The following is a 12,312-nucleotide window of genomic DNA, read 5'->3' as shown; positions in this document are numbered from 1 at the left end:
CCTATATTATTTCTAATATAAGAATCTAATTATTTTTCCTTAACTTAATGACATTGGGTTAACGCCTCTCTTTTTCAATGTAGAAAGGCATATATTATATGGAAATAAGAGCGAGACCGGAAGGTCTTATTTTTTTACAAGAAAATAGGAAAGAGAGACAAAAAATGAAAGATTTAGTCTTACAAACTTATACCATTGCACTTCCGGTATTACTGGGGTATATTGTGTGGCTTCTTAAAAATCAGAAAAGAGATAGAGATGCAAATAGCAAAGGCACCATGCTCTTGCTTAGAGTGCAGTTGATTGAATACCACGGCAAGTACACGTAGCTTGGAAATATCCCGTCTTATGCATACCAGAACTTCTGTGAAATGTATGAGGCATATCATGAACTTGGCGGAAATGGAATGGTGACGAAAATGAAACAGGAAATTGATGAATTACATCTGAAGCAAAAAGGAGAGTAACGATTATGAATACGGAAATGTTGATGCAGTATATTACCTACGCACTTGGTGGAATCGGAATTTTAGCATTCCTTGTGAGCGTAGTTGTACAGGTGATAAAGGAAATGCCGGTACTGAAAAAGATTCAGACCAATGTGGTGGCGCTTGGGGTAGCGCTAATCCTGACACCGACGGCAGTGGTAGTTCTATGTGTCTATTACAAGATTGTAATTGAATGGTATTATGTATTTGCCTCATTTCTGGCAGCATTTATTGTGTATCTGGTAAGCACCGGAGGCTGGGAACGGATCACAGAAATCTGGAACAGAAGTAAATACAAAGAATAATGGGGCGAGTGATCGCCCTCTTTTTTTGAAGGGAGTGAACCATTATGGCACTAAATGGAATTGACATCAGCAGCTGGCAAAGAGGGATCAATCTAACGGTTGTCCAATGTGATTTCGTGGTGATCAAGGCAACGGAAGGAACTAATTATGTAAATCCGGATTATGAGAGAGCCTACCGACAGGCGAAGGCTTCCGGCAAATGTCTGGGAGTCTACCATTATGCCAATGGCGGAAACATCCAGGCAGAAGCGGATTACTTCCTGAGTAATGTAGGTGATCGACTCGGAGAAGCTATTTTAATCCTGGACTGGGAAGTAGGAAACAATGTTTCTTTCGGGAACTGCGATTATGCCTGGTGCAAAGGATGGTTGGACTATGTATATGAAAAGACTGGAGTGCATCCAATTTTATATTGCTCCCAGTCGATTGCATACAAATTCGATAATATAGGCAACTATGGCTTATGGATCGCACAGTATGCGGATAACGATCCAACTGGATATCAGGACGCACCTTGGAATGAGGGAGAGTACACCTGTGCAATCCGGCAGTATACATCTTGTGGAAGGCTATCAGGGTATGCCGGCAACCTCGATCTGGATAAATTCTACGGAAGCAAAGAGGATTGGGGCAAGTACGCTGTAAGCGATAAGACGAACGTAGTTGTTCCAGAACAACCAGAGACGCCAAAACCGGCAACAGCATCTCCGGAAGGATCTACTTTAGATCTGGCGTACAAGACCATGCTTGGAGAATTCGGAAACGGAGAAGAGCGGATCCGGAATCTCGGAACCAGGTACGAAGAGGTACAAAACTTCATAAATCACATTTGGGTGACAAGTATAGACAATCTGGCACAGGAAGTATTATCCGGACGATACGGCAACGGAGATGTGCGCAAGGCAGTTCTTGGAAGCCGATACAACGATGTACAGGATCAGGTTAATGCCGGAAACGCACAATACTATACCGTGCAGAGCGGAGATACGCTTTCCGGTATTGCATCCAAGTATGGCACATCCTACCAGAAGGTTGCGCAGCTTAATGGGCTATCCAATCCTAATTTGATCTATGTTGGTCAGAGGCTGCGGGTGAAATAAATCACGGTTGACAGCGCCAAACATGAGGACTTATAATTCCCTTAAAATAAGAAGAAATAACTTTATCGGTTGTGGCAAAATGGTTGACCCAATGGGGTTCTAAAGCACTTGGTGATCAGGGGTATTCTCCGTCGGAAATCCTCCGCTATTATTACGGAGATGATATTTACATCAATACCGCTGAAGAAATTTCAGGCATTCCGTCTTCATGGCCAGGGTATACCCTTTCCCAGGGCTCTTCTGGTACAAAAGTCCGGCAAATGCAGGAACAGCTAAATGTCATTGCCGGTGCATACCCGGCAATTCCGAAAATCACAGTTGACGGTATTTATGGTCCGGCAACAGCATCGTCCGTCAGAAAATTCCAGTCGGTGTTCGGGCTTCCGGTAACCGGAACTGTTGATTACCGTACATGGTATAAAATTTCCGAAATTTATGTAGGTGTATCCAGAATTGCAGAATTGTCCTGACTTGGATTTTATATTATGATCTAAGTTTTCTCCCAAAGTCTGCTTTTATGCAAAGAATACCAAATGTGTCATGCTTCAGTTTAAAATGTTTCATACTCATCTGGTGCAGATTACTGCAAAATAAAAAATGCTAAAATTAACAAAACCTCCCAGTGTAATCTGAATTTATTCTCCATATACTAGGAGCGTAACACAAAACAAAATGTTACAAAAAAGGAGGAAATGAATATGGCAAGTCGTTCATCAAACAGAGCAGCCGTGCCAGAAGCAAAAGGTGCACTGGACAAATTTAAATACGAGGTTGCAAGCGAACTGGGAGTACCGTTATCAGACGGGTACAACGGAGACTTAACTTCAAGACAGAACGGATCTGTCGGAGGTTATATGGTCAAGAAAATGATCGAAGAACAGGAAAAACAGATGTCCGGTCGATAGGACAGTCAGTGAAGGTATCACAGGCATTTCTGCCGGATACAAAAAGGGAATGTCTGATAAACAGGCACTCCCTTTTTCTCTGATCACTAAGCTGGAAATCGGACTTGAACCGACGACCCCTTCATTACGAGTGAAGTGCTCTACCGACTGAGCTATTCCAGCATTCGTACTGCTTTCGCAGTCACGAATTATATTATATCAAATTTTTGAATAAAAGCAACTCTTTTTTAAAAAAATTACACTTTAAAATAAACATAAAAAATAGGTATTGAAATCTGTAACCAGATATGGTAAACTTTTTACAATTTGAGAAAGTGTGGGCGCTCTGGAATTGAAAAGACTCCAAGAGTGCCCCTTTTTTGAGAATAAAAGAGTATTACGAAGGGATAAGGTGAACATATGAAAGCGTTTCTAATTTTAGAAGACGGAACTGTGTTTGAAGGCACAAGCATCGGCTCAACAAAAGATATGATTAGTGAGATTGTATTCAATACTTCAATGACTGGATACTTAGAGGTGCTGACAGACCCTTCTTACGCCGGACAGGCCGTTGTTATGACATATCCGCTGATCGGAAACTATGGTATTACACCGGATATGGAGTCCAAGAAGGCGTGGCCGGATGGTTATATTGTAAGAGAATTGTCCAGAATGCCAAGCAACTTCCGTTGTGAAGGTACAATTCAGGATTTCCTGAAAGAACAGGATATTCCGGGAATTGCAGGAATTGATACCAGAGCACTTACCAAAATCCTCCGCGAAAAGGGTACAATGAATGGTATGATCACAACGAATGAAAATTACAATCTGGATGAGGTACTTCCGAAACTTCATGCATACAAAGTAGGAGATGTAGTTTCCAAAGTAACTTGCAGTGAAAAATATGTCTTAGAAGGCAATGGACCAAAAGTTGCATTGATGGACTTTGGTGCTAAGAACAACATTGCAAGGTCTTTAAATGATCGTGGCTGTGAAGTTACCGTTTACCCGGCAAATACACCTGCAGAAGAGATCATTTCCGCAAATCCGGACGGTATCATGCTGTCGAACGGACCTGGCGATCCGGCGGATTGCACTTCCATTATTAAAGAAATCAGAAAATTATACGATTCAGAGATTCCAATCTTTGCAATCTGTCTGGGACATCAGCTGATGGCACTCGCCAACGGTGGTAAGACCTATAAGTTGAAATACGGACACAGGGGCGGAAACCATCCGGTAAAAGATCTGCAGACAGGAAGAGTTTATATTTCTTCCCAGAACCATGGTTATGCTGTAGATGCTGATAGCATTCCGGAAAGCGTTGCAGTACCTGCATTTGTGAACGTAAATGACAATACAAACGAAGGAATGTCATACGTTGGAAAGAATATTTTCACAGTACAGTTCCATCCGGAAGCTTGCCCGGGACCACAGGATTCTGGTTACTTGTTTGACAGATTTATGGATATGATGGGAGGAACAAAATAATGCCAAGAAATAAAGACATAAAGAAAGTATTAGTTATTGGTTCCGGTCCAATCGTAATCGGACAGGCAGCAGAATTTGACTATGCCGGAACACAGGCATGCCGTTCACTGAAGGAAGAAGGACTTGAAGTTGTACTTCTGAATTCGAACCCGGCAACGATCATGACAGACAAAGATATTGCAGACCGCGTTTATATCGAACCACTTACGGTAGAAGTTGTAGAACAGCTGATTCTTAAAGAAAAACCGGACAGCGTACTTCCTACCCTTGGAGGCCAGGCCGGACTGAACCTTGCAATGGAACTGGAAGAAGCAGGATTCCTTAAGGAACATAATGTGAGACTGATCGGTACAACGGCGGAAACCATCAAGAAAGCAGAAGACCGTCTGGAATTTAAAGATACCATGGAAAAGATCGGTGAGCCGGTTGCAGCTTCGCTGGTCGTTGAAAATATAGAAGATGGTGTCGCGTTTGCAGATAAGATCGGATATCCTGTTGTTCTTCGTCCGGCATATACCCTCGGCGGAAGCGGTGGTGGTATCGCACATGATCAGGAACAATTGGAAGAAATCCTTGAGAACGGACTCCGTCTGTCACGTGTAGGACAGGTTCTTGTAGAGCGCTGCATTGCAGGATGGAAAGAAATCGAGTACGAAGTAATGCGAGACAGTGCCGGAAACTGTATTACTGTATGTAATATGGAAAATATTGATCCGGTCGGAGTTCATACCGGTGACAGTATCGTTGTTGCACCTTCCCAGACTCTTGGAGATAAAGAATATCAGATGCTGCGTACTTCGGCACTGAATATCATTACAGAACTGAATATTACTGGTGGATGTAACGTACAATACGCATTACATCCAGACTCTTTTGAATATTGTGTAATTGAGGTAAACCCGCGTGTAAGCCGTTCTTCTGCACTGGCTTCCAAAGCGACAGGATACCCGATCGCAAAAGTTGCTGCAAAGATTGCCCTTGGATATACACTGGACGAGATCAAGAATGCAGTTACAAAGAAAACTTATGCAAGCTTCGAGCCAATGCTTGACTACTGTGTTGTTAAGATGCCGAGACTTCCGTTCGATAAATTTATCAGTGCAAAGAGAACGTTGACGACACAGATGAAAGCTACCGGAGAAGTTATGAGTATTTGCGATAACTTTGAAGGAGCTCTTATGAAAGCAATCCGTTCTCTGGAGCAGCATGTAGACTGCCTGCTTTCTTATGATTTCTCAGCACTTTCCAAAGAAGAAATTCTGGAAAAACTGGAAATCGTAGATGACCGCAGAATCTGGATGATCGCAGAAGCACTCCGCAAAGGAATCTCTTATGACGAGATCCATACGATCACAAAGATCGACAAATGGTTCATCGACAAGATTGCGATCCTTGTTGAGATGGAACAGGCTCTGAAGACACAGGAACTCACACCGGAACTTCTGAAAGAAGCAAAACGTATTGAATTCCCGGATAATGTTATTGCACGACTGACCGGAAAAGATGAGAGAGAAATCCACGATATGCGTCATGCAAACGGAATCGTTGCAGCATACAAGATGGTTGATACCTGTGCGGCTGAGTTCGCGGCAGAGACCCCATATTATTATTCTGTATTCGGAAGCCAGAACGAAGTAGAAGAGACTTCCGGCAAAAAGAAAGTTCTAGTACTTGGATCAGGACCGATCCGTATCGGACAGGGTATCGAGTTCGACTTCTGTTCTGTACATTGTACATGGGCATTTGCAAAAGAAGGATACGAGACTATTATCGTAAATAACAACCCGGAAACTGTAAGTACCGATTTCGATATCGCAGATAAGCTGTATTTCGAACCACTTACTCCGGAAGATGTAGAGAGCATTGTAGACCTGGAAAAACCGGACGGAGCAGTTGTTCAGTTTGGTGGACAGACTGCGATCAAATTAACAGAATCCCTGATGAAGATGGGAGTGCCGATTCTTGGAACTTCCGCAGAAGATGTAGATGCTGCAGAGGACAGAGAGCTCTTTGACGAGATCCTTGCACAGTGCAATATTCCACGTCCGAAGGGAGATACAGTATTTACCGCTGAAGAAGCAAAAGAGGTTGCCAACCGTCTCGGATATCCGGTACTGGTTCGTCCTTCTTATGTACTTGGCGGACAGGGAATGCAGATTGCAATCAACGATCATGATATTGATGAATTTATCGGAATCATCAACCGTATTGCACAGGATCACCCGATTCTGGTTGATAAATATCTGGTCGGTAAAGAAATTGAGGTCGATGCAGTATGTGACGGAACAGACATTCTGATCCCTGGTATTATGGAACATATTGAGCGTGCCGGAATCCATTCTGGTGACAGTATTTCTGTATATCCTGCGCAGAGCATTTCTGAAGTGACAAAGCGTAAAATTGAAGAATATACAAAGCGTCTTGCAAAAGCCCTTCACGTAATTGGTATGATCAACATCCAGTTCATCGTATGTGGCGAAGATGTATATGTAATTGAAGTTAATCCACGTTCAAGCCGTACCGTTCCTTATATCAGCAAGGTAACAGGTATCCCGATCGTTCCGCTTGCTACAAGAGCGATCATCGGACATAAGATCAGAGAAATGGGTTACACACCGGGACTTCAGAAAGAAGCTGATTATATTGCAATCAAGATGCCGGTATTCTCATTTGAGAAGATCCGCGGTGCAGATATCAGCCTTGGACCGGAAATGAAGTCTACAGGTGAGTGCCTGGGAATTGCAACTACATTTAACGAGGCACTTTACAAGGCGTTCCTTGGAGCTGGAATCAACCTTCCAAAATACAAGAACATGGTTATGACTGTTCGTGATGAGGATAAGGGAGAGGCTGTTGAGATCGGACGCAGATTTGAGGCACTCGGCTACCGTATTTTTGCAACACGCGGTACAGCAGATGCATTAAAAGAAGGTGGTGTAAAAGCAATTCCGGTCAATAAGATTGAGCAGGAATCACCGAACCTGATGGATCTGATCCTTGGACACGAGATCGACCTTGTAATTGATACTCCTCCACAGGGAGCAGATCATGCACGAGATGGATTTGTAATCCGTCGTAATGCAATCGAGACAGGTGTCAATGTACTGACAGCTATGGATACTGCAAGAGCACTTGTGACAAGTCTGGAAAATACAGATATCCGTCAGCTTACACTGATTGATATTGCGAAAGTTGAATAAGATGTTATGAATACGGACAGGCAGGGATTGGATTCTCTGCCTGTTTGTGTTATGGAAAATGCAGGGACGAGACGGACGCTACAGTGGCAAAAGAATGTGAAGCTGTGTAGAGAATTTCGGATATTGGCCGGAATTGCGGGGAAGGAGTTTTGTAGTGTGAAAACTATTGTATGTGTGGATAACCGGATGGGGATATGCTTTAATGGCAGGAGAGTGAGCCGGGACCGGATGGTGTCAGAGGATATTCTTGAGATGACGAGAGGGAATGTGCTCTGGATGGCGCCGGAGGCAGATAAGCTTTTTAAAGAAGTCTTTAAAGCAAAAGAAGAGGTATGCCGGGAAACTGGGACTGGGAAGAAAATACAGGACGCAGGGCACCTGGAGGATGAAAAAATGTGGAAGGTTGACCGGAATTTTCTGGAAAAGGCAGAAGAAGAGGATTTCTGTTTTGTTGAGGGGGAGAATCTGGCTGGATATGAGGGGAAGATTACAGAGATTGTTCTGTATAAATGGAACCGGGATTATCCGGCAGATGTATTTTTTGAGGTAGATTTAAGTAAGTGGAGACTGGAAGAGAGAAAAGATTTTTCCGGTTACTCCCATGAGAAGATTACAAAAGAAATTTACAACAGGCAGGGATTGCTATGAAGAAGAAAATTGGGAAAATGAGAGGTGTGCTGCTTCTGACGTTTGCATTGTTTCTGACAGCGTGTGGCACAGGTGGAGCAGATGCGCAAAGTGCATCATATGGAAACAGTCAGGCAGCAGTAGTTGAAAAACAGTCAGGTAGCGGAGAAAATGAATCGACAGCAGGTGGCAGCCAGGATCCGGTGAGCGCTACATTGGATAATATTCCGGTATACAGCGGAACACCATATGTAGTGATTGACGATAATGAACCGGGTTTTACCGAAGATGAGCTGACAGATCAGTCTTATGAAAGCTACAGTGATCTGGATGAGTTGGGACGATGCAGTGTTGCCGCGTCCAACATTGGGACAGATCTGATGCCGACCGGGAAAAGAGGAAAGATTGGACAGATAAAACCGTCCGGGTGGCAGACAATAAAATTTGACAATGTGGATGGAAAATATCTTTACAACCGTTGTCATCTGATAGGCTATCAGCTGACGGCAGAAAATGCAAACGAAAAGAATCTGATTACAGGAACCCGCTATATGAATGTGGATGGAATGCTGCCATTTGAAAATATGGTTGCCGACTACATCAAAGAGACAGATAATCATGTAATGTATCGTGTCACACCGGTATTTGAAGGGGAGAATCTGGTTGCATCCGGAGTTTTAATGGAAGCAGAATCAGTGGAGGATCATGGAGAAGGTGTGAAATTTAATGTGTATGTCTATAATGTACAGCCGGGAATTACGATTGATTATGCAACGGGAAAGGCAGTGCTTTCCGATGAGGATGCGTCAGCGGGTACGGGAAAAACCAGTGGAAATACAGAGAAAAAGACGTATGTGTTGAATGAAAATACAAAGAAGTTCCATACGCCGGAGTGTTCAGGGGTAAAAGATATCAAAGAAGGAAATAAAAAAACATTTACAGGTTCAAGAGAAGAACTGATTAAAGAGGGGTATAGCCCGTGTGGGAGATGTAAACCGTAAGAGGAAAATAAAAGAAAAACTGCATATTCTACGAAAAATATAAAACAAACGGGAGATTTTTAAACAAAATCTCCCGTTTTCTGCTATAATAGAAAACATACTTAATGAATATACATTAGAGGAAATGTGTAAAAGAAAAAGGAGGAACTTTCTCATGAATACTTATCATATGGGAACAAAATGCGTGCAGGGAGGATATACACCTGGAAATGGAGAGCCGAGACAGGTTCCGATCATTCAGTCTACGACATTCAAATACAATACAAGTGAAGATATGGGAAAATTATTTGATCTGGAGGCATCCGGATATTTCTACACCCGTCTGCAGAATCCGACTAACGACCACGTAGCGGCAAAGATCGCGGCGATGGAAGGCGGAACAGCTGCAATGTTGACTTCTTCCGGACAGGCAGCGAATTTCTTTGCTATGTTCAATATCTGTGAAGCAGGAGATCATATTGTGGCTTCATCTTCGATTTATGGTGGAACCTTCAATCTGATCAGTGTGACAATGAAGAAAATGGGAATTGACGCAACATTTGTTTCTCCGGATGCAACAGAAGAAGAATTAAATGCGGCATTCCAGCCAAATACAAAGCTGATGTTTGGTGAGACGATTGCCAATCCGGCACTTACTGTTCTGGATATTGAGCTTTTTGCAAAGGTTGCACATGCGCATGGTGTACCGCTGATCGTGGATAATACCTTCCCGACACCGGTCAACTGTCATCCGATCGAATGGGGAGCAGATATTGTGACACATTCGACTACAAAATATATGGATGGACATGGAGCAGCAGTCGGTGGAGCAATCGTAGACAGTGGTAAATTTGACTGGATGGCTCATGCAGATAAATATCCCGGACTTTGCACACCGGATGAAAGCTATCATGGAATTACCTATGCTGAGAAATTCGGAAAAGAAGGCGCATTTATCACAAAATGTACTTCTCAGTTGATGCGTGATCTCGGATCGATCCAGGCACCACAGAATGCATTTATCCTGAATCTCGGACTGGAATCTCTTCATGTGCGTATGCCAAGACACGTGGAGAACGGACAGGCTGTCGCAGAATTTCTGGAGCAGCACCCAAAGGTTGCTTATGTCAATTATCCAGGACTTCCATCTAACAAATACTATGAAAGAGCAAAGAAATACATGCCAGACGGGGGCTGTGGAGTGGTATCTTTCGGATTGAAAGGTGGAAGAGAAGCTGCTTCCGTATTCATGCAGAATCTGAAGCTTGGGGCGATTGAAACCCATGTGGCAGATGCGAGAACCTGTTGCCTGAACCCGGCAACATCCACACATCGCCAGATGAATGATGAGCAGTTAAAAGAAGCAGGAGTTCCGGCAGAACTGATTCGTATCAGTCTGGGACTTGAAGATAAAGAGGATCTGATTGCAGATATTTCTGCGGCACTTGACGCAATTCAATAATCGTGTCACAATGACAGATAAAGAAATCTGATCAGACAGGAGGAAAAGAGTCATGACAAAGAAATCAGAAAGACAACCAATCAAAGCAGAAAATGTAGCGGGTGGCGCAGGCTATATCCTGAAGGAAGAACTGATCAAAGGTGAACAGCTCGGCGCGTACTGCAAGATGTTCAATGAAGTAACGTTAAAACCTGGATGTGAGATCGGATATCATGAGCATCATGGAGAGACTGAGACTTACTATCTGACAAAAGGGGCAGGCATTTACAATGATAATGGCAAAGAATATCCGGTAGAAGTTGGTGATGTGACTTTCTGCGCAGACGGAAATGGACATGGCATCAAGAATGCGAGGGAAGAAGATCTTGTGTTTGTGGCGCTTATTTTGAAAGAATAGTGTGAAGAGGGACGGATCCCGGCGCAAATGATATTGATCGTCACCTATGAAACTGTCACTGGCAGTTTCATACGGATGCATGGCAACTCCGAAGCTTGTACAAAAAAGGGGATGATGTTCGTGTGAACACGGACACCACCCCTATTTTTGTGCGCTCTTAGTCGCGACGATTCAATATCATTTGCGCCGGGATCCTGTGCTGCTCAAAATTTTTAGAAATAAGAGTTGGCGATTTAGTGAATGGTCTTCTGGTGGGGATAGGAAACATTATGCAAAGAAATCCTGTATTCCTTGAAGCAGTCTCTTATTATCTTCCGGAGCCATAATGCAGAACCGGAAGTATTCCCCGCCCAGTTCTTTGAAGCTGGAGCAGTCTCTCACCATCAGACCCTGCTTGATCAGAAATTCAAACACATCCGCAGAAGTAACTCCCTCTTTTTCAATCTTTACCAGTACAAAATTCGCATAAGCAGGATACACAGTCAGCACATTGATTTTGGAGATTTCAGTACACATTTTGTGTCGCTCGGAGAGGATCAGATCCCGTGTTTTCCGGATATACTTCTGATCCTGGAGCATCTTCTCACCAGCGTAAGCGCCGAGGCTGTTCAGACTCCATGGGTTCTGCATCAGCAGAAGATCCTGAAGAAACTGGCTGTTACTGGTTGCACCGTAGCCGAGGCGGAGACCAGGTGCGGCATAAAATTTGGATACGCCACGGAGAATCATCAGATTATCAAAACTGCTGATCAGAGACATGGAAGAAATTTCATTAATATCCGGTGCGAATTCAACGTAAGTCTCATCGATCATCAAGAAAGAGCCAGCCTCCCGGCAGCAGTCCAGAATGGTCTGAATCTCAGGCATTTTGAGAGCGGACGAAGTCGGATTGTTCGGGTTACATAATATCACCAGATCATAGCCTTTCCTGATTTCTTCGCAGAAGGCATGGATATCAAGATGGAACTGATCTGACTCTTTTAACAGGTAAGTATGGATGGAACTTCCCACCAGATCCAGTTCACGTCCATACTCGGAATAAGTTGGTCCAAGAACCAGTGTTTTTTGTGGTTTCCGTGTCTGGATCAGGAGAGAGATCAGCTCGGTAGAACCATTTCCGACGATTACATGTTCCGGTAAAATCTGGCAGTAATCGGCAATCACTTTCTTCAAAGTAGTGTAATTTCGGTCCGGATAACTACTGAGAAGATCCAGATGTGCAGCAAGATCTTTTTTCAGGTTTTGGGATAATCCAAGTGGGTTGACATTGGCTCCAAAGCAGACGATCTCGTCCACCGGTACATGATAAAATGCGGCGACAGCAGCGGTGTCACTTCCATGAAACTGCGGTTTTGCTTCCATAAATAGTATTCTCCTT

General features: G+C 43.5%; 11 protein-coding genes, 1 tRNA gene and 1 pseudogene. 11 read left to right on the top strand and 2 right to left on the bottom strand.

The window, feature by feature from the left end:
• Positions 1–164: 164 nt before the first annotated feature.
• The 5 genes and pseudogenes from PGW42_RS13300 (at position 165) to PGW42_RS13280 (ending at position 2,798) form a co-directional block, all read left to right on the top strand.
• Positions 165–329, top strand: coding sequence for a hypothetical protein (locus PGW42_RS13300; protein WP_270203808.1), 165 nt, complete (start codon positions 165–167; stop codon positions 327–329).
• 143 nt (positions 330–472) lie between these two features.
• A complete protein-coding gene (locus PGW42_RS13295) occupies positions 473–793 on the top strand; it encodes a ribonuclease (protein ID WP_118219215.1) in 321 nt (106 codons plus the stop codon).
• Between the two features lie 44 nt (positions 794–837).
• On the top strand, positions 838–1,893 hold the full coding sequence (locus PGW42_RS13290; RefSeq protein WP_270203807.1) for a GH25 family lysozyme: 1,056 nt from the start codon (positions 838–840) through the stop codon (positions 1,891–1,893).
• Between the two features lie 80 nt (positions 1,894–1,973).
• Positions 1,974–2,363: pseudogene (locus PGW42_RS13285) on the top strand (peptidoglycan-binding protein); the annotation flags it as partial.
• 228 nt (positions 2,364–2,591) lie between these two features.
• Complete coding sequence (locus PGW42_RS13280; protein ID WP_022220917.1) at positions 2,592–2,798, top strand: alpha/beta-type small acid-soluble spore protein; 207 nt, start codon at positions 2,592–2,594, stop codon at positions 2,796–2,798.
• An 89-nt stretch (positions 2,799–2,887) separates the two neighbouring features.
• Here the strand turns inward: PGW42_RS13280 and PGW42_RS13275 are convergent.
• Positions 2,888–2,960 (bottom strand) — tRNA-Thr (locus tag PGW42_RS13275).
• A gap of 237 nt (positions 2,961–3,197) precedes the next feature.
• On the opposite strand from PGW42_RS13275, the gene PGW42_RS13270 reads away from it, so the two are divergent.
• From PGW42_RS13270 to PGW42_RS13245, 6 genes are all read left to right on the top strand, one after another.
• Entirely contained in the window at positions 3,198–4,268 is a 1,071-nt protein-coding gene (locus tag PGW42_RS13270) for a carbamoyl phosphate synthase small subunit (protein ID WP_117558244.1), read from the top strand.
• On the top strand, positions 4,268–7,468 hold the full coding sequence (carB, locus tag PGW42_RS13265; protein ID WP_270203806.1) for a carbamoyl-phosphate synthase large subunit: 3,201 nt from the start codon (positions 4,268–4,270) through the stop codon (positions 7,466–7,468). The genes PGW42_RS13270 and carB overlap by 1 nt, the downstream gene beginning before the upstream one ends.
• 156 nt (positions 7,469–7,624) lie before the next feature.
• A complete protein-coding gene (locus tag PGW42_RS13260) occupies positions 7,625–8,116 on the top strand; it encodes a ribonuclease Z (RefSeq protein WP_117823607.1) in 492 nt (163 codons plus the stop codon).
• Entirely contained in the window at positions 8,113–9,096 is a 984-nt protein-coding gene (locus PGW42_RS13255) for a DNA/RNA non-specific endonuclease (protein ID WP_270203805.1), read from the top strand. Before PGW42_RS13260 ends, PGW42_RS13255 begins: the two co-directional genes overlap by 4 nt.
• 154 nt (positions 9,097–9,250) lie before the next feature.
• Complete coding sequence (locus PGW42_RS13250) at positions 9,251–10,537, top strand: O-acetylhomoserine aminocarboxypropyltransferase/cysteine synthase family protein (RefSeq protein WP_117558238.1); 1,287 nt, start codon at positions 9,251–9,253, stop codon at positions 10,535–10,537.
• A 52-nt stretch (positions 10,538–10,589) separates the two neighbouring features.
• Positions 10,590–10,934 (top strand): cupin domain-containing protein, encoded by a 345-nt coding sequence (locus tag PGW42_RS13245; protein ID WP_270203804.1) that lies wholly within the window; start codon positions 10,590–10,592, stop codon positions 10,932–10,934.
• Between the two features lie 267 nt (positions 10,935–11,201).
• On the opposite strand, the gene PGW42_RS13240 is transcribed toward PGW42_RS13245, so the two are convergent.
• The gene (locus PGW42_RS13240) at positions 11,202–12,296 is read right to left on the bottom strand and encodes a pyridoxal phosphate-dependent aminotransferase (protein WP_270203803.1); all 1,095 of its coding nucleotides are present in this window, start codon (positions 12,294–12,296) and stop codon (positions 11,202–11,204) included.
• Positions 12,297–12,312: the final 16 nt, after the last annotated feature.

This window comes from Coprococcus sp. TM115-187 (assembly GCF_027679115.1).
Lineage (GTDB): Bacteria > Bacillota > Clostridia > Lachnospirales > Lachnospiraceae > Allocoprococcus > Allocoprococcus comes.
Note: the sequence above shows the minus strand (reverse complement) of the source record. Positions and strands in the feature narration are given on the sequence as shown.